This is a genomic window from Marivita sp. (assembly GCF_020055635.1).
In the GTDB taxonomy this organism is placed as follows: domain Bacteria; phylum Pseudomonadota; class Alphaproteobacteria; order Rhodobacterales; family Rhodobacteraceae; genus Marivita.
Window position 1 is genome coordinate 158,619 of the sequence record NZ_JAIPUT010000003.1, and the last position, 17,269, is coordinate 175,887.

Annotated in this window: 15 protein-coding genes; 8 read left to right on the plus strand and 7 right to left on the minus strand. The window is 59.8% G+C overall.

What is annotated here, in order from left to right:
- Window positions 1-6 precede the first annotated feature (6 nt).
- Window positions 7-501: a flagellar basal body-associated FliL family protein gene (locus LCF60_RS03015; protein WP_292289543.1), complete on the plus strand. Its 495-nt coding sequence runs from the start codon at window positions 7-9 to the stop codon at window positions 499-501.
- Here LCF60_RS03015 and LCF60_RS03020 read toward each other — a convergent pair.
- The 7 genes from LCF60_RS03020 to ubiE form a co-directional block, all read right to left on the minus strand.
- Window positions 498-920 (minus strand): hypothetical protein, encoded by a 423-nt coding sequence (locus LCF60_RS03020; protein WP_292289544.1) that lies wholly within the window; start codon window positions 918-920, stop codon window positions 498-500. The two genes, LCF60_RS03015 and LCF60_RS03020, sit on opposite strands and share 4 nt — an antisense overlap.
- Window positions 917-1,987 carry a flagellar type III secretion system protein FlhB gene (locus LCF60_RS03025; RefSeq protein ID WP_292289545.1) on the minus strand — a complete coding sequence of 357 codons (1,071 nt, stop codon included), beginning with the start codon at window positions 1,985-1,987 and terminating at the stop codon, window positions 917-919. Before LCF60_RS03025 ends, LCF60_RS03020 begins: the two co-directional genes overlap by 4 nt.
- The gene (locus tag LCF60_RS03030) at window positions 1,984-2,751 is read right to left on the minus strand and encodes a flagellar biosynthetic protein FliR (RefSeq protein WP_292289546.1); all 768 of its coding nucleotides are present in this window, start codon (window positions 2,749-2,751) and stop codon (window positions 1,984-1,986) included. The genes LCF60_RS03025 and LCF60_RS03030 overlap by 4 nt, the downstream gene beginning before the upstream one ends.
- On the minus strand, window positions 2,748-4,838 hold the full coding sequence (gene flhA, locus LCF60_RS03035; RefSeq protein WP_292289547.1) for a flagellar biosynthesis protein FlhA: 2,091 nt from the start codon (window positions 4,836-4,838) through the stop codon (window positions 2,748-2,750). The genes LCF60_RS03030 and flhA overlap by 4 nt, the downstream gene beginning before the upstream one ends.
- On the minus strand, window positions 4,838-5,497 hold the full coding sequence (locus LCF60_RS03040) for a lytic transglycosylase domain-containing protein (protein WP_292289548.1): 660 nt from the start codon (window positions 5,495-5,497) through the stop codon (window positions 4,838-4,840). Before LCF60_RS03040 ends, flhA begins: the two co-directional genes overlap by 1 nt.
- Before the next feature lie 75 nt (window positions 5,498-5,572).
- Window positions 5,573-7,105, minus strand: coding sequence for a 2-polyprenylphenol 6-hydroxylase (ubiB, locus tag LCF60_RS03045; RefSeq protein ID WP_292289549.1), 1,533 nt, complete (start codon window positions 7,103-7,105; stop codon window positions 5,573-5,575).
- A gap of 1 nt (window position 7,106) precedes the next feature.
- Entirely contained in the window at window positions 7,107-7,859 is a 753-nt protein-coding gene (gene ubiE / locus LCF60_RS03050; protein WP_292289550.1) for a bifunctional demethylmenaquinone methyltransferase/2-methoxy-6-polyprenyl-1,4-benzoquinol methylase UbiE, read from the minus strand.
- 85 nt (window positions 7,860-7,944) lie between these two features.
- Between ubiE and mutM the strand changes: the two genes are divergently transcribed.
- From mutM to gyrB, 7 genes are all read left to right on the plus strand, one after another.
- Window positions 7,945-8,796 carry a bifunctional DNA-formamidopyrimidine glycosylase/DNA-(apurinic or apyrimidinic site) lyase gene (mutM, locus tag LCF60_RS03055; RefSeq protein WP_292289551.1) on the plus strand — a complete coding sequence of 284 codons (852 nt, stop codon included), beginning with the start codon at window positions 7,945-7,947 and terminating at the stop codon, window positions 8,794-8,796.
- 65 nt (window positions 8,797-8,861) lie between these two features.
- Window positions 8,862-9,638 carry an enoyl-CoA hydratase gene (locus tag LCF60_RS03060; RefSeq protein ID WP_292289552.1) on the plus strand — a complete coding sequence of 259 codons (777 nt, stop codon included), beginning with the start codon at window positions 8,862-8,864 and terminating at the stop codon, window positions 9,636-9,638.
- A 156-nt stretch (window positions 9,639-9,794) separates the two neighbouring features.
- On the plus strand, window positions 9,795-10,058 hold the full coding sequence (rpsT, locus tag LCF60_RS03065) for a 30S ribosomal protein S20 (protein WP_292289554.1): 264 nt from the start codon (window positions 9,795-9,797) through the stop codon (window positions 10,056-10,058).
- Between the two features lie 474 nt (window positions 10,059-10,532).
- Complete coding sequence (gene dnaA, locus LCF60_RS03070) at window positions 10,533-11,921, plus strand: chromosomal replication initiator protein DnaA (protein ID WP_292289555.1); 1,389 nt, start codon at window positions 10,533-10,535, stop codon at window positions 11,919-11,921.
- 154 nt (window positions 11,922-12,075) lie between these two features.
- Window positions 12,076-13,194, plus strand: a complete 1,119-nt coding sequence (dnaN, locus tag LCF60_RS03075) for a DNA polymerase III subunit beta (protein ID WP_292289556.1) — start codon at window positions 12,076-12,078, stop codon at window positions 13,192-13,194.
- A 29-nt stretch (window positions 13,195-13,223) separates the two neighbouring features.
- A complete protein-coding gene (recF, locus tag LCF60_RS03080) occupies window positions 13,224-14,333 on the plus strand; it encodes a DNA replication/repair protein RecF (protein ID WP_292289557.1) in 1,110 nt (369 codons plus the stop codon).
- Window positions 14,334-14,440: 107 nt separating this feature from the next.
- On the plus strand, window positions 14,441-16,858 hold the full coding sequence (gyrB, locus tag LCF60_RS03085; protein WP_292289558.1) for a DNA topoisomerase (ATP-hydrolyzing) subunit B: 2,418 nt from the start codon (window positions 14,441-14,443) through the stop codon (window positions 16,856-16,858).
- The last annotated feature ends 411 nt before the right edge of the window (window positions 16,859-17,269 follow it).

A 17,269-nucleotide genomic window follows, 5' to 3' on the forward strand; every position in this document is an offset into this window, starting at 1 on the left:
TGCCTCATGATCAAGAAACTCTTGCCGTTGTTCGGACTCGTTCTTGGCCTTGCGGCCGGCGGCGGCGCGGCTCTCGTTCTCGCGCCACCACCCGAAAAAGATCCAACGGAAACCGTGAGTGTCGAGGCCGCTGAAATTGCGGCGCAGGTCGATACAGAAGACACGGCAGCGACAAACACCGAAATCGTAAAGCTGCCAAATCAGTTCATCGTGCCCGTCATCGTCCACAACCGGGTGCGCGCAATGGTCATCCTGAGCGTTGCGCTCGAGGTCGAATCCGGCATGGCCGACCGCGTCCGAACCCTGGAACCCAAGCTGCGCGATACCTTCCTGTCCGAGTTGTTCGGCCTTGCCGCACTTGATGGGTTCAAGGACGAACTGATTACACGAAGCACGCTCGAGCTTGTCAAAGCTGCCTTGACGGAACGATCAAAGGCTGTACTGGGACTTGATCAGGTGACCATCCTGATCACCGACATGACACGACAGGATGCGCTCTAGAGACGCTTCGACATCTCGAACAATACCTGCGCCTGCTCTTCTTCGGACTGAAAGACAGGCTGCTGGACGGCCTGTTTTTCGGCCAGCAAAGCGACACCCATCCGCTGTTGCAGCACGGTTTTCAGGGCGTCCTTTGTGGCTTCGCGCTGGATCGCCGCCTTTGCCAAGGTCGGCTGCAACCGCCGCTGATCGTCGATCAGCTTGCGCAGCCTCAGTTCGCGAAACCTGAATGATGTCGGGTCCGCGGCTGCCACCTCCTGCAATGATGTTGCGAGGTCTTGCTCCTGCCGCGTGATCTCGAGTTGACGTGATCTCAGATGCTCTTTTTGCTGTTGCTCATTCGACAGCATCATCTCAAGCATCCGGGCCCGCGCGTCCAGAACCTCCAGAACTCTGTCGAACCCGGTCCTGTTGTTCATTTTTGCAGCCCCTGAATGCGCCGCGCATAACCGATTGCAATTGCCACGGCCTTGTAGTGATCCCGATCGATTGTCATGCCGGTCTTGACCGTAGCGTATAGTTCGCGCGCCGTCGGCGGATCGCGGTATAGCGGAACGCCCGACTGAATCGCAATCTCGCGAATTTTGCGGGCCGTTTCATCCGTGCCCCGGGCAACGCATTTGGGAACGGCGTCCTGACCACCGGACCATTGCAGCGCGACGGCGTAATGCGTCGGATTCGTGATCACGACTGTTGCCTTGGGCACATCGAGGAGCATCCGGTTTGTCGCGATCTCTTCCGCCTTGGCGCGGCGCTGTTGCCGGATGTTTTCGTCGCCCTCTTCGTTCTTGTGCTCTTCCTTCAACTCATGATGTGACATGCGGTTCTTTTTTGCGTGCTCCTTGATCTGCCAGATCGTGTCAAGCGCGGCGAACACGACATAGACCACCAGCGCAATCCACAAGAATTTCAGCGCGCCCTCGTAGATCTTCGCCAGCGCCATATGCTCTCCACGCAGAATGGCCGTCTGGAACAAGCGATAGTTGTCGGACAAGAGCATCGCGAGGACACCGGCGAACACCACGAATTTACCGGCGTTCTTCGCGAACTCGAACAAACCGGACCAGCCGTATTTCTTCTTCGCATTGGAAATCAGCGAAATCCGGTTCAGCTTGAGCTTCAACTTGTCGGGCGTGAACAGCATCTGCCTGGTTCCGACAAGCCCCGCGGCGACGAGGGCAAACGGCGCGATGAAGAGGACGCCGAGGAGCGGCAGAACCCACCCGGCCACGACCCCGAGGATGCGGCTGCCGTCGAGCGCGCGGTTCCGGGAGACCCCGTCAGAAAGAAACTGGGCGATATCCAGGGTGAGTGCCGTGGCGATTCCGCCGAAAACGACGTAGATGCCGACCAACAGCAAAGCCAGAACCGCGAGGTTGATGACGTCTTGGGATCGGACGATTTCACCCTTCTTGCGCGCCTCTTCAAGCTTTCGCCGCGACGCCTCATACGGCTTGTCATCCTGGTCTTCGCCGGCGTCGCTCATTTCGCTGCCTCGAAGGGCATCATCAGGATAATCAGGGCTTTCTCTTGCCAGACGGTCAGAAGCAGTTCGGAGTGCTGGTACAGGAAATACATCGAGAACAGAGCGACAAACGGAATGCCGATGAAGGAAACCATGAATTGCGGCATGGCCTTGTTGATGAAACCGATGGTCAGATAGTAGACGAACATCAGGCTCACCACGCCAGACGCAAGCACGACTCCGTGGTTGAAAATAAAATTCATCAGCTCGGTCATCTTGCCGGCAAAATAGCCCGTGGCATTTTCAAGCGACGGTATATCGACAAGGTAACTTGCCATGAACGCATATAGAATCTGGTTCGCAAGCGTTGTGGAAAAGATGATCGCAAGGGCTGCGGTTGTCAGGATGTGACTGATCACCGGCATCGGCGCCGTGGCGTTTCCCAGCATCTGGGCGAGTGACACCGATTGGCTGATCACCGCACCAGCCTTTTCGATCAGAAAAATGACTCCGCGAGAGATCACTCCGATCAGGTAACCGATGGTCACCTCAAACAGAGCGAACCAGACGAGTTCGCTTCCGACCGGTCGCTCGGCAGGAATGTAGGGCTGCAAGACCGGGGCCGCGGCGATGGAATAGAACAGGGCTATGATCAATTTGACCCGTGCCGAAACAAAGGATTCGCCGTATCCGGGCGCGAGCGAGAAGGCGGGGCCAATCCTCAGAAAAACGGCGGCGACGAGCCACAATTGACCAAGAATTTCGTCCAGAAACCCCTCGATCACGGCTCGGCCATGATGGTGCCGACAAGCGCCGGCTTGGCATCAAGGCCGATTTCCTCGAAGGCCATGACGGGATTGGATATGCCTTTGGCCGTAAGCAGGCTGTGCAGGAAACGGCGTCGACGACCCGACGTGATGAGTGCCGGAAAGATTCCTTTCTGACCGACCCGCGCCAGTTCTTCCGCGATGCGTTTCGACAGGGTTTCAAAGTCCTTTGGTGGCAGCGCGATGTCGGGCGTGCCACGGTCGGACGAGACCTCGCATTCCTCGAACCGTTTTTCCCAGCCGGACGCAAGATGGACCAACGGGATTGTGCCGTCTTCTCGGCGCATGGCCGCCACAAGCTGAAACCCCAGTCTTTGCCGAACATGTTCGCAAATCGCCTCGGCCGAGTGTCCCTGCCCTCGGGTTTCCGCAATGGCTTCAAGGATCAGTTGGAAATTGCGGATCGATACCTGTTCGTTCAGCAGGAGTTTCAGGACCTGAAGCAGGGTCTCGAGTGGCACCTTGTCCGGCACGGTTTGTTCGATAAGGGCCCTGTTGGCTTCGGCCCGAGCCGGATCGGACAACGCGCCCAATTCGTCAAGCAGACGCTTGAGCGACTTCATCGTCAGCAGCCGCCCCAGGTTGCGCTTGATCACCTCGAGCAGATGCGTCGCAAGCACCTCGCTCGGAGACACGACGGTGAGACCGCTCATTTGTGCGTCTTCGCGTTCGCTTTCCTGTATCCATCTTGCAGGCGCGCCGTAAACCGGCTCTTCGACGTCCCGCCCGCTTGGCAAGGCGCTGGCACCTTCGGGGATCAGAGCCAGCATGAGATCCGGGTGAAGCACGCCCCGTGCGGTCTCCACGCCATGAACACGGACAACATAGGTTCCATCCCGCAGGGTCGCATCGTCGGTCAGGCGGACCTCGGGCATGATCGCACCAAAGCTTTTGGCGATATGGGTGCGCATGTTGAGAATGCGCGAATCCAGCCCGCTGGCGGGATCGAGGACCATGTCCACCAGGTCGGGCGCGAATTCGACGTGGATATCGTCAAGGTCAAGCACATCGCCGATCGGCCGCTGTTTCGCGGGCAATGGCGCTTTTTCCGTTTCCGCGTCATCCTCGACGCGCTTTGCATGCCGGTTGACCCAGTAGGCAAGCCCACCAAGGATCACTCCGCCCGTCAGAAACGGGACGAATGGCAATCCCGGAACCAGCGCGAACATGACCATCAGGACCGCAACGGTCGCCAGGGCGGCTGGATGGCGGCCAAGTTGAGAGGTGATCGCAAGATCGGTTGCGCCTGTCGCGCCGCCACGGGCCAGAAGAAGAGCCGCGGCGATGGAGATGATCACGGCGGGAATCTGTGTAACCAGGCCATCCCCGACAGTGAGAATCGCATAGGTCTCGAAGGCCGCGCCAAGAGGCATGCCATGCACGACCGTGCCCATGATCAGGCCGACAACAAGGTTGAGTAGCGTGATCAGGAGTCCGGCCACGGCGTCTCCCTTCACGAATTTCGACGCGCCATCGAGCGATCCGAAAAAGGTGGTTTCCTGGAGTTCCCGTTCACGGCGCTCCCGCGCATCGGCGTGGGTGATCGCACCCGCAGCCATATCGCTGTCGATGGCCAGCTGCTTGCCCGGCATCCCGTCAAGCGCAAAGCGTGCGCCGACCTCTGCCATGCGGGCCGCGCCCTTGGTGATCACCATGAAATTGACGATCAGCAGAACGCAGAACACGACAAGCCCCAGAAAGACACTTCCGCCCATGACAAAATCGGCAAAGCCCTGAATCACGTTCCCGGCCGCGTCGGTTCCGGTGTGGCCCTCTCCGATGATGAGCTTGGTCGAACTGATGTTCAGCGACAATCGCAGCATGAGAGACGCCAGAAGGATCGTCGGGAAGGCCGAGAAGTCCAGCGGGCGTTCGACAAACAGCGTGACGGTGAAGATCAGGATTGCCAGGGCAAAGGACGTGGCAAGCCCGATATCCAGAATGAAGGCCGGAACCGGGAGGATCATCATGACGATGACCGCCATCAAAGCGACGGCAAGAATGACCGTCGGCTTCGCAAAAATCTGGCGTGCCGTTTCGCTCATCAGTTGGTCCTGCTGAAGTCGATGAACGGGGTGGTTTCCGTCGCCTCTGTCAGGAAGACCGATCCGGGACGCGCCCTGCCGCCGGTTCGGAAAAGCGGCTGCGGTTTGACCGGGCCTTCGGCACGGATGTCAGCCGCCGCCACACGATCCCGCAAACCGCGAAACCTGGAAATGTACCGGTTGGCAAACTCTGGCGTTCTGCTGTGATACGCTCCGGCCGCATCCGTCCAGTTTCCGAATTCGACATGGAGTTGCGACAGGAATTCGGCTGCGTAGAGCGCGTTCAGATCGGGATCGAACATGTCATCGAGGGAACGGAACCCGTCTGCGTGCCATCGGTAGTTGATCTGGAAACACCCGATGTCGATATTGGACACCCCGCGTTTCACCTTTGAAAAAACGTAGGATCGCGCCTCGTCCTCGGACTGAAACCATGATCCGTCGCCGGCGTGGTTCACGGCCCAGGGCCACGGCGCGTTGTCCTTGCCGCGACCTGTCTCAAGCCGTGTGATCGCAAGCAGCACATCCAGCGGGACATCGGTTTCGGCCGCGGCGCGTTGGGCGGCAGCGTCGCAAATATTGGCCGCCGACACGGTGGCCCAAGCGCACACCAGAGCCATGCCCCACATCACGGACTTCTTCCAGATCCTGAACGTCACGCGTCCCTCGCATTCTGCGGTTTCGCTGAACGTAAAGGTCAGAGCGTTAGGATTCGGTTACTTGTGATGGCCGTTTCAGACAAGCATCTCGACAAGCGCCACGACGGCCCCCCCAAGTACCGCACCGATAGCCGCCCAGATCACGGCGGTCCTGACGGTGTTGGGCTTCGGCTCGGGCGTGCCTTGCGCCTGCGAAATCAGAACCTGTTCCATCAATCCCGGCAAACGGGGGCCGAACCGCGCGAGAACGAGGGCGGTCTTTCCAAGATCCTTGGCAAACGCCCGTGGTCCGATGCTTGTCTTGATGTAATCCTCGACAATCGGTTTCGCGACGTCCCAGATGTTCATCTTGGGATCAAGGGACCGTGCCACGCCTTCGACGACAACCATGGTCCGTTGCAGCAGGATCAGTTCGGTCCGGGTTTCCATCCCGAAGCGTTCGGTCACTTCGAACAGGTAACTGAGCAAGCGGCCCATCGAAATGCGCGTGGCATCCATCCCGAAAATCGGCTCTCCGACGGCACGCAGGGCTCGTGCGAATTCATCGACATCGCGGTCATTGGGGACATAGCCCGCTTCGAAATGCACCTCGGCCACGCGTTTGTAATCGCGACGGATAAAGCCGTAGAGGATCTCTGCATAGACCCGGCGGGTGTATTCGTCGATATGGCCCATGATGCCAAAATCGAGCGCGATGATATCGCCGTTCGGCGCGACCTTGAGATTGCCCTGGTGCATGTCGGCGTGAAAAAAACCGTCGCGCAGCGCATGCTGGAGAAAGAGCTGCAGGACACGTTCGCTCAGTTCAACGCGGTCATGGCCTGCCGCGTCCAGCGCGTCATTGTCCCCAAGCGGCACACCCTCGGCCCAGGCCATGGTCATGACCCGTCGGCTGGACATGTCCCACTTGATCTCGGGCAACTGAAACCCGTCATCCTGCGCGGTGTTGGCGGCAAATTCGGACGCCGCCGCGGATTCCAGCCGCAGATCCAGTTCGCCCATGACCACGCCTTCGAAATGGGCAATCACGTCTTTCGGCCGCAGCCGGCGCGACGATGGCGACAGCACCTCGACCATTCCGGCGGCGAAGTAGAATGCGTCGATATCCTTGCGGAAGTCCTTTTCGATATTCGGACGCAGCACCTTGACGGCAACCGTCTCGCCGGTCTGAACCAGTTTGGCCTTGTGCACCTGCGCGATCGACGCGGCAGCGACGGGTTCGCTGAATTCCGAGAACACCTGATCCACCGGCACGCCCAGTTCCGACTCGACCATCGCCTTGGCCTCGGCGACCGAGAAGGGCGGCAGCTTGTCCTGAAGGACCCGGAGCTCCCGCGCCATCGTGTCGCCGACGACATCGGGGCGCGTGCTCAGAACCTGGCCGAACTTGATATAGGCCGGGCCCAGCGCCGTCAGGGCGCGCGGCGCTGCGGGCACTTTGGGATCGCCGTAATATCCGAGCCATTTGAACGGCCATCCCAGAAGCCGCGCCGCGACCCGCAATGGCTTTGGCGCATCGAACGCGTCCAGTACGACACCCATCGCACCCGTACGTTCGAGCGTCGCACCCGTACGGATCAGGCGCAAGATATTGTGCGGGCCTCTCACGTCAGATCTTCCATCCCGAATGCAGGCAGGCGATGCCCATGCTCAGATTGCGGTACTTGGCGTTCTCGAACCCGGCTTGCCGCACCATGCCCAGGAACGTGTCCTGATCGGGGAACTTGCGGATCGATTCCACCAGGTATTGATAGCTGTCCCGGTCATTCGCGATCGCCTGACCGAGGCGGGGGATGATGTTGAAGGAATAGAGATCATAAACCTTTTGCATCAATTCGTTCGGGATCTGGCTGAATTCCAGCACCATGAGCCGCCCGCCGGGGCGCAGCACGCGGAATGCCTCGTTCAGGGCTTCCTGCGGGCGCGTCACGTTCCGGATACCAAAGGAAATCGTGTAGACGTCGAAGGTGTTGTCCTCGAAGGGCAGATGCATCGCATCGCCAACGACCCAGTCAAGGCTGTCGCTCATGGCGTTGGCCTCGGCGCGCTTGCGGCCTTCGATCAGCATCGGTTCGGTCAGGTCGAGAACGGTCGCAGTCCCGGACCCGGCGCGCTTGAGAAACCGGAAGGAAATGTCCCCGGTGCCGCCTGCTACATCCAGGAGCTTCTGCCCCGGTCGTGGCGCGAGCCAATCCATCATCGCGTCTTTCCAGACACGGTGGATTCCGAATGACATCGCGTCATTCATGACATCGTATTTTGACGCGACCGAACTGAACACGCCCTGAACGCGACCCGCCTTTTCGTTTTCAGGAACGTCCTGAAAGCCGAAATGCGTGGTGGATTGATTTTCGTCTGCCATAAGCCTTGTCGTTTCCCGTGCCAGACTTTCTTATAGAGCGCCCAGACGGCGTTACAATGCGACGACACGAGACAGGACACCCCGAATGCCCGAATTGCCCGAGGTTGAGACGGTACGACGCGGGCTGATCCCTGCGATGGAGGATCAGATCATTGCCCGCGCGCAGGTCAACCGCCCGGACCTTCGATGGCCGTTCCCGGAAAACATGGCGGAACGGCTGACCGGGAAGCGGGTTCTGCGACTGCGGCGCCGATCAAAATACATCCTGGCGGATCTGGACAGCGGCGAAACGGCCCTGATCCATCTTGGCATGTCAGGCCGCATGCTGGTGTCCGGCGACCCCCTGGGGCAGTTCGTCCACGATCATCCGGCAACCGAGAAACACGACCATGTGGTGCTCGACATGGATAACGGCGCGCGCATCACCTTCAACGATCCGCGCAGGTTCGGCGCGATGGATCTGTTTGCCACCGACGGGGCCGATACGCATCCGCTTCTGGCCTCGATCGGGCCGGAGCCTTTGGGCAACAGCTTTGACGAGCCCTACCTCGTGGCGGCACTGGCGCACCGCAACACGCCGATGAAAGCGGCGCTTCTGGATCAGAAGACAGTTGCGGGCCTGGGCAACATCTATGTGTGCGAAGCTTTGTTTCGTTCAAAAATTCACCCCACACGTCCAGCGCGCAAGGTGTCGAAAGACCGTCTTTCGCGGCTCGTTCCGGTGATCCGCGAAGTGCTGAGAGATGCCATCGAAGCGGGCGGTTCCTCGCTGCGCGATTTCCGGCAAGCCGATGGCGAACTTGGATATTTTCAGCACAGCTTTGACGTCTACGGGCGCGAAGGCGCGCCCTGCCGCACCCCCGGATGCAACTCGACAATCCGCCGCATCGTACAATCGGGACGCTCGACTTTCTACTGTCCGACCTGCCAAAGATAGCTTGAACGGTGCCAGACACATGCGTAAGGCTGCACCTCTGAGATCACCGAACGGAGCCCTGACTCATGGCTTATGAGACGATCATCGTCGAAATCGAAGATCATGTTGCCACCATCAAACTCAATCGGCCCGACGCCCTGAATGCGCTCAATAGCCAGTTGCTGTCGGAATTGGCTACCGCGCTGAAAGAGGCCGATGCCAACGAGAAGGTGCGCTGCATCGTCCTGACCGGGTCGCCCAAGGCTTTTGCAGCCGGCGCAGATATCAAGGAAATGTCCGAAAAGAGCTTCGTCGAGATGTTCATGTCCGACTTCTTCGGCGCGGAATCACTGGCCGTCTGCAAGACGCGCAAGCCGGTGATCGCTGCCGTGGCGGGTTATGCGCTGGGCGGCGGGTGCGAACTGGCCATGATGTGCGATTTCATCATCGCGGCCGACACGGCCAAGTTCGGCCAGCCCGAGATCAATCTGGGCGTTGTGGCGGGCATCGGCGGAACCCAGCGCCTGACCCGCTTTGTCGGCAAGTCCAAATCCATGGACATGCACCTGACAGGCCGCTTCATGGATGCCGAAGAGGCCGAACGCGCCGGGCTTGTCAGCCGGGTCGTTCCCTCGAAATCGCTGATGGAAGAAGCCCAGTCCGCTGCGGCAAAGATCGGCGAGAAATCGATGCTGGCGACTTTCGCGGTCAAGGAAGCCGTGAACCGTGCCTACGAGACGACGCTGAGCGAAGGACTGCTGGCCGAACGGCGGCTGTTCCACGCGCTTTTTGCCACGGAAGATCAGCAAGAGGGCATGGCCGCCTTCCTCGAAAAACGCACACCCCAGTTCCGCGACAGATAATCGCGAAAAACAGGCCTTTTCACGACGTGGATCAGGGGCTATACGCCCCGATACATGCGTGTGATGCCCGCTCTGGCAAGATTCGATCCGGTCGATGGTTCCGGGCGTGCTGACATATGCAACCCAATTTGAACCAAACGAACCAGGATAGAACTCATGGCAAATTCGCCCCAGGCCAAGAAGCGCGCAAAACATAACGAAAAGCGCTTCGCGATCAACAAGGCGCGTCGCTCGCGCATCCGTACATTCCTCCGCAAGGTCGAAGAAGCCATCGCTTCCGGCGACAAGGAAGCCGCGACTGCCGCTCTGCGCGCAGCCCAGCCTGAAATCATGCGCGGCGTGACCAAAGGCGTGTTCCACAAGAATACCGCATCGCGCAAGGTGTCCCGCTTGTCGTCCCGCGTCAAAGCGCTTGGCTGAGAATCGTCGGCTGTCCCGATCGCTTCCAAAAATCAAGACGCCGCTTCATCCGGAGCGGCGTTTTTTATTGGCTCCTGCGCAGCCGTGCACCGCTCCGAGATTCTTTTCGACCATTGCCTGAGTCAACAACGAAGATCAGTTGATGGCATGCCGACCACCCTTATAAATCAAAGCTGCGAGTCACATCGCTGGGGGGACAGGCCTCGGCAGTTCAAAATCGAAACAAAAATCTGCCTTCGATTTTGGCCGGCCGACATAATTGATAGAAGATCAACCGCCTTGTCCGTATTGATGTAAGAGCTGCTGTGAACACCCTTTGCCAGGCGTTCCGCATCTCGGTTTTTGGGTCAGCTGGTATCGTCCGGGCTGTCCATGAATCGTCTATTCCCGGATGTACCGCATGGGGACATGAACGTGTCACCCGAGTTGGGGAAACGCATGTGGCGACACGTGCCGACAGTGGAACAGGGACAGATGACGCAAGATCAGTGGGGCACGATTCGGGATGAACTGCATCAAACCATGGGAGCCAACAGCTTCCAGAGCTGGATAGAACCCCTGAAATTCGTCGACGCGGAAGCGGGGATCGCCCGCTTCCGGGTCCCGACCAATTTCTTCGGAAACTACGTCTCGCAAACTTATGGCGACATGATCCTCGCCAAGATCACGCGGTTCAACCCAAGTATCAGAAGGGTCACCTTTGACGCCGACACGACCAGTCAGTCGGCAGCTGCCACACCGGTCTCCAAAGCCCCCCAAGCCGAAATTTCCGAGATCGCCGCGCCGGCGGTCGCCGTGAAACCGGCGTCCTTGTCCGACAGCCTTCCGGGCTCTCCTCTCGACAAGCGGTTCACCTTCGACACGTTTGTCGTGGGCAAACCCAACGAACTCGCCCATGCCGCAGCACGCCGCGTGGCCGAAGGCGGTCCGGTCACCTTCAATCCGTTGTTTCTTTACGGCGGTGTTGGCCTGGGCAAGACCCACCTGATGCACGCCATCGCCTGGGAACTGCGCACGCATCAGCCGCATCTCAATGTCCTGAACTTGTCGGCCGAACAGTTCATGTACCGCTTCGTTCAGGCGCTGCGTGACCGCAAGATGATGGATTTCAAGGAATTGTTCCGCTCGGTCGACGTGCTGATGGTGGATGATGTGCAGTTTATCGCTGGCAAGGACAGCACGCAGGAAGAGTTCTTTCACACGTTCAATGCACTGGTGGATCAGCACAAGCAGATCATCATTTCGGCCGATCGCGCCCCGGACGAGATCAAGGATCTTGAAAACCGCATTCGGTCGCGCCTGCAAAGCGGGCTGGTCGTCGATCTGCACCCGACGGATTACGAACTGCGTCTTGGCATCCTGCAAGCGAAATCCGAAATGTATGCGCGGATGTATCCCGGTCTCGAGGTAGAGCGCGGGATTCTCGAATTCCTTGCCGCGCGGATCGTCAGCAATGTCCGTATCCTGGAGGGCGCGCTGACCCGCCTGTTTGCCTTCGCCTCGCTTGTCGGCAAACCGATCTCGATGGACCTCACGCAGGAATGCCTGACCGACATCCTGCGCGTGTCGGAACGCAAGGTCTCGATCGAAGAGATTCAGCGAAAGGTCGCGGACCACTACCTGATCCGCCACTCCGATCTTGTCGGGCCCAAGCGTGTGCGCACCTTTGCCCGTCCGCGCCAGATCGCGATGTATCTGTGCAAGCAATTGACGACACGGTCGCTTCCGGAAATTGGCCGCCATTTCGGCGGGCGCGACCACACCACGGTCATGCACGGTGTGCGCCGCATCGAAGAGCTCAGAAAACAGGACGCACAGATTGCCGAAGACGTGGAACTGCTGCGCCGCTCCCTCGAAGCCTGAGTCTCTGGGACAACAAATGAGGCAGTTGCGTGTCTTGCTGCACGCCTGCCCTTGACCCTGCGCTCAATCCAGCCAAGAAATTGCAAAACAAGGACTTGGAGAGCAACCCTGATGCGGGTTACTGTCGACGTCCGGTCAGTCGGGGGATGAACGCATGAAATTCAGCATGGAACGCGGCACACTGCTCAAGGCAGTGTCCCAGGCGCAGTCCGTTGTCGAGCGGCGCAACACAATTCCAATCCTGGCCAATGTCCTGATCGAAGCCGAGGGCGACACTGTCCAGTTCCGGGCAACCGATCTCGATATCGAAGTTGTTGACCGCGCCGTGGCCCAGGTCGAGCGCGCCGGAGCGACGACGGTATCCGCGGTCACCCTGCACGAGATCGTTCGGAAACTCCCGGACGGCGCGCTGGTGTCGGTTTCGGAAGATGGCACCTCCGGTCGTCTGACCGTCGAGGCGGGTCGCTCGAACTTTTCGCTGGCGACCCTGCCGAAGGAAGATTTCCCGGTCATGGCCTCGTCCGAATACAGCGCCAACTTCTCGGCACCGGCCCCGGTGCTGCGTCGGCTCTTCGACAAATCGAAATTCGCGATCTCGACCGAGGAAACCCGCTATTATCTCAACGGGGTCTACATGCACGTCGCGGATAACGAGGACGGAAAGGCGCTGCGCTGTGTCGCCACCGACGGTCACCGGCTTGCGCGCATCGATGCTCCGCTCCCGGAAGGGGCCGCGGACATGCCGGGCGTGATCGTCCCGCGCAAGACCGTCGGCGAAATGCGCAAGTTGCTCGAAGATGACGACATGCAGATCGCTGTTTCGGTTTCGGAAACCAAGGTTCGCTTTGCAACACCCGACATCACCCTGACCTCCAAGGTCATCGACGGTACGTTCCCGGACTACACACGCGTGATCCCGCAAGGGAATACACGTCGGCTTGAAGTCGACGCCGCCGAATTCGCCAAGGCGGTGGACCGTGTCGCGACCGTCTCCTCGGAACGCTCCCGTGCGGTGAAGCTGTCGCTTGACGAGGACAGGCTTATCCTGTCCGTCAACGCCCCCGACAGCGGTGCGGCGGAAGAAGAGCTTGCCGTGGCCTATGGTGACGATCGACTCGAGATCGGGTTCAACGCGAAATACCTGCTGGAGATCGCCAGCCAGGTGGATCGGGAAAACGCCGTCTTCATGTTCAATTCGGCAGGCGATCCGACCCTCATGCGCGAGGGCAACGACACCAGCGCTGTCTATGTCGTCATGCCGATGCGCGTTTGACGCCTCAGCGCCTTTGAACGGGGGCGCTGTTGCCACTTCATCTCAACCGCCTCACGCTATCGCATTTCCGATCTCATCTGAGCGTCTCGCTTGCGCCAGATGCGCGGCCCGTCGTGCTTTACGGTCCGAACGGCGCGGGCAAGACCAATCTGATCGAAGCCGTCTCTCTGTTCTCACCGGGCCGGGGCATGCGGCGCGCGTCCGCACAGGACATGACCCGGCGTCCCGAAGGACTGGGATGGAAGGTCAGCGGGCTTGTCGAAACTCCGGAGGGCGTACAGGAGATCGCGTTTCAGTCCGAACAGGGCAGCCCGCGTCAGGTGCGGATCAACGATAAACCGGCACCCCAGACGCGTCTTGGCGAACTGGTGCGGCTGCTGTGGCTGCTGCCATCGATGGACCGGCTCTGGATCGAAGGTGCCGAAGGCAGACGACGGTTTCTGGACCGGATGACCCTGAGTTTCTTCCCCGATCATGGCGACGCATCGCTGATCTATGAAAAGGCGATGCGGGAGCGCAATCGCCTGCTCAAGGATCAGGTGCGCGATCCGATGTGGTACAAGGCGCTGGAAGCCCGGATGGCGCAGTCGGGGGCGCATATACACGCAAACCGACAACGGGCATTGAAACGCATCGCAGAGGCGCAGGATCAGGCCAGCACGCAATTTCCGACCGCGCAACTGGACCTGATCCAGACCGAAGGCGACATGCCCGACACCGAAGCCGACCTGCGCAGCGCGTTCGAGGAAAGCCGGTTTCGCGACCTTGCCGCCGGTCGCACGCTTGTCGGGCCGCACCGAGCGGACCTTCATGGCGTCTTCGCTGCCAAGGGTGTGCCCGCAGCCGACAGTTCGACCGGCGAGCAGAAGGCGCTTCTGATCTCGCTGGTCCTGTCCAATGCGCGCGCCTTGGTCGAGGATTTCGGCGCGCCTCCGATCGTCCTGCTGGACGAGGTCGCGGCCCATCTGGATGCAAGCCGCCGCGCTGCCCTTTACGACGAGATCTGCGCGCTCGGGGCGCAGGCCTGGATGACCGGAACAGGCGCGGAACTGTTCACCGAACTCGGCACACGCGCCCAGTATTTCGAAGTCACGGAGACGGAGACCGGAACGGTCGTCACCTCGCGCGACAGCGTCTGACAAAACATGCGGCGGGCAAATCGTTTGACCGCTAAATCTTGTGTCAGTCGCGTGACATCCCTGCGGCTTTCGCGTATAAATCCGGCAGAAAATCAAAGGGTATATCCATGGCAGACCCCGCACAGGCCCGCGAAGAATACGGCGCGGATTCCATCAAGGTTCTCAAGGGCTTGGAGGCTGTCCGCAAACGTCCGGGCATGTATATCGGCGACACCGACGACGGGTCGGGCCTGCACCACATGGTGTATGAAGTCGTGGATAACGGGATTGACGAGGCCCTGGCCGGTCATGCCGACTTCGTGAAGGTGAAAATCCATGCCGACAACAGCGTGTCGGTGCGCGACAACGGCCGCGGCATTCCCGTCGATATTCACGAGGAAGAGGGCGTTTCGGCAGCCGAAGTCATCATGACCCAGCTTCATGCGGGCGGCAAGTTCGACCAGAATTCCTACAAGGTGTCCGGCGGTCTGCACGGGGTGGGCGTATCGGTCGTCAACGCGCTTTCCGACTGGCTCGAATTGCGCGTCTGGCGCAACGGCAAGGAACACATTGCGCGGTTCGAACGGGGCGACACCGTCAAGCACCTCGAGGTCGTGGGCGATGCGGATGGCAACAAGGGCACGGAGGTCCGTTTCCTGGCCTCCACCACCACTTTTTCGAATCTTGAATACGATTTCCACACGCTGGAAAAGCGTCTGCGCGAACTGGCGTTCCTGAACTCGGGTGTTCGCATCATCCTCGAAGATGAACGCCCCGCAGAACCGGTCAAATCCGAGCTGTTCTACGAAGGTGGCGTCCGCGAATTCGTGAAATACCTCGACCGCTCCAAATCGCCGGTGATGCCGGAGCCCGTGTTCATGGTTGGCGAACGGGACGGGATCGGTGTCGAAGTGGCGATGTGGTGGAACGATAGCTACCATGAGACCGTCCTGCCCTTCACCAACAACATTCCGCAGCGCGATGGCGGCACGCACATGGCCGGCTTCCGCGGCGCGCTGACCCGGACCATCAACAATTACGCGCAGTCCTCGGGCATCGCGAAGAAGGAAAAGGTCAATTTCACCGGCGACGATGCCCGCGAAGGCCTGACCTGCGTTCTGTCGGTCAAGGTGCCGGACCCGAAGTTCTCCAGCCAGACGAAAGACAAGCTGGTATCCTCCGAGGTGCGTCCCGCCGTCGAAAGCCTCGTGAGCGAGAAGCTGTCGGAATGGTTCGAGGAAAACCCGAACGAAGCCAAGATCATCGTCGGCAAGATCGTGGAAGCGGCCCTGGCTCGCGAGGCGGCGCGAAAGGCGCGCGAGTTGACCCGCCGCAAGACAGCCATGGATGTGAACTTCCTTGCCGGCAAGCTGAAGGACTGCTCCGAGAAAGACCCTTCCAAGACCGAATTGTTCATCGTCGAGGGCGACAGCGCCGGTGGCTCGGCCCAGACCGGGCGCGACCGGGGCACACAGGCGATCCTGCCCCTCAAGGGCAAGATCCTGAACGTCGAGCGCGCGCGCTTTGACCGGATGCTGGGCAGCCAGGAGATCGGCAATCTCGTGATGGCCCTTGGCACCGGGATCGGCCGGGACGAATTCAACATCGCCAAGCTGCGGTATCACAAGATCATCCTGATGACCGACGCCGACGTCGACGGCGCGCATATCCGGACATTGCTGCTGACTTTCTTCTATCGCCAGATGCCGGAACTGATCGAAGGCGGATATCTCTATATCGCGCAACCGCCGCTCTACAAGGTCGCGCGCGGCAAATCCGAGGTCTATCTCAAGCATCAGGCAGCACTGGATGACTACCTGATCCAGCAGGGCGTCGATGGTGCCGAGCTCTTGCAGGGGAACGGCGAAGTGATCATCGGGCAGGACCTGACACGCGTCGTCGACGAGGCGCGTCAGTTGAAGCGCGTGCTTGAAGCCTTCCCGACACATTACCCGCGCCATATCCTCGAACAGGCCGCGATCGCCGGTGCTTTCGTGCAGGGTGCCGTGGATGCGGATCTGCAAGGCGTGGCCGACAAGGTGGCAGAACGGCTCGACCTGATCGCGCTCGAATACGAACGGGGTTGGCAAGGCCGCATCACGCAGGACCGCGGTGTCCGCCTCGCCCGTATCCTGCGCGGCGTCGAAGAGGTGCGCACGCTGGATGGCCCGATGCTGCGGTCCGGCGAGGCCCGCAAGACCGGCAGCTTCACGCAAAGCCTGCAAGCGGTCTACGATCAGCCGGCCACCCTGATCCGCAAGGACCGTCGTCAGTTCATCTATGGCCCCCTCGACCTGCTTGATGCAATTCTCGAGGAAGGTGAGAAGGGTCTGACCCTGCAACGCTACAAGGGCCTGGGCGAAATGAACCCGGACCAGCTTTGGGAAACCACTCTGGACCCGGACGCCCGCACGCTGCTGCAGGTCAAGGTCGACGATATCGCCGAGGCCGATGATCTCTTCACCAAGCTGATGGGCGATGTGGTGGAACCGCGCCGAGAGTTCATCCAGCAGAACGCACTGAGCGTCGAGAACCTTGATTTCTGAGGTTTTGTAGGGAAGCGCATAGTTTTTCGCGTGTCTACGCTTCGGAGAATGCTCCTTTATTAAGTTTATCAGGTGGTTGGGGGGAGGGCGTGAAGCTGCCTTTTCGGCGGCGCCTTCGGCGAGCCGTGGCGTCATTGCTTGAGATCTGTCGCTGCACTTTTCGTCAATCCGTTGGGTGATGAGCCATTGCCCATGAATGCATAAACAGGCGCTTATCCTCTGCCAAGCCAGACAGACAAGTTAACGAAGGGGAATATTTTGTTGAAAAACTCGTGCTTGATCGAAGCGTAAGTTGCTGATTCAATTCTTCTGACCAGCGGGAGAATTGAGCAATGTTGGGACCGAGACAGGAAGCGCAGGCAGCACTTTTCTACGAGTTCTCGCTGGAGGATCATGTTCCCCAAGATCATC

What these genes read in the sequence shown, in the direction of transcription:
- gyrB (WP_292289558.1), top strand. Translation starts at nt 14,441, where the DNA reads ATGGCAGACCCCGCACAGGCCCGCGAAGAATACGGCGCGGATTCCATC.
- LCF60_RS03025 (WP_292289545.1), bottom strand. Translation starts at nt 1,987, where the DNA reads ATGAGCGACGCCGGCGAAGACCAGGATGACAAGCCGTATGAGGCGTCG.
- LCF60_RS03060 (WP_292289552.1), top strand. Translation starts at nt 8,862, where the DNA reads ATGGCTTATGAGACGATCATCGTCGAAATCGAAGATCATGTTGCCACC.
- dnaA (WP_292289555.1), top strand. Translation starts at nt 10,533, where the DNA reads ATGACGCAAGATCAGTGGGGCACGATTCGGGATGAACTGCATCAAACC.
- LCF60_RS03020 (WP_292289544.1), bottom strand. Translation starts at nt 920, where the DNA reads ATGAACAACAGGACCGGGTTCGACAGAGTTCTGGAGGTTCTGGACGCG.
- mutM (WP_292289551.1), top strand. Translation starts at nt 7,945, where the DNA reads ATGCCCGAATTGCCCGAGGTTGAGACGGTACGACGCGGGCTGATCCCT.
- dnaN (WP_292289556.1), top strand. Translation starts at nt 12,076, where the DNA reads ATGAAATTCAGCATGGAACGCGGCACACTGCTCAAGGCAGTGTCCCAG.
- ubiE (WP_292289550.1), bottom strand. Translation starts at nt 7,859, where the DNA reads ATGGCAGACGAAAATCAATCCACCACGCATTTCGGCTTTCAGGACGTT.
- flhA (WP_292289547.1), bottom strand. Translation starts at nt 4,838, where the DNA reads ATGAGCGAAACGGCACGCCAGATTTTTGCGAAGCCGACGGTCATTCTT.
- LCF60_RS03015 (WP_292289543.1), top strand. Translation starts at nt 7, where the DNA reads ATGATCAAGAAACTCTTGCCGTTGTTCGGACTCGTTCTTGGCCTTGCG.
- rpsT (WP_292289554.1), top strand. Translation starts at nt 9,795, where the DNA reads ATGGCAAATTCGCCCCAGGCCAAGAAGCGCGCAAAACATAACGAAAAG.